The 311-nt window shown below is 35.0% G+C and carries 1 protein-coding gene; it reads right to left on the bottom strand.

Annotation, left to right across the window (positions count from 1 at the left end; all coding sequences use genetic code 11):
- A partial coding sequence (locus tag M3P09_RS17235) for a BspA family leucine-rich repeat surface protein (protein ID WP_249974065.1) occupies positions 1-311 on the bottom strand: 311 nt, incomplete at both ends.

Here is a 311-nt window from a genome sequence, read left to right as displayed (position 1 = left end):
ACCACCATCAGTAATCGTCCAATTAAAAGAAGTGTCTAAACTATTCCTAGCAAATATGGCAGAACAGTACTGACTACTGCCTCCATTAAAATTTATATTATAAGGGACATCATCAATACCATCGTTAGCACCACCACTTGAGTCTGTATGCCAACCTATTAAAGTAGCATCGTAGTTTGGTGTAGATAATGTAACACCAGTAAACATATCAGACATTAATGTGACATTACTAATATCCCAATCACCAAGGTTTTGATTAAAAGTAGTAGCACCTTCAAACATACCCCTCATATTAACAACATTACTTGTAT

The organism is Jejuia spongiicola (genome assembly GCF_023502325.1).
Taxonomy (GTDB): Bacteria; Bacteroidota; Bacteroidia; order Flavobacteriales; family Flavobacteriaceae; genus Wocania_A; species Wocania_A spongiicola.
Note: the sequence above shows the minus strand (reverse complement) of the source record. Positions and strands in the feature narration are given on the sequence as shown.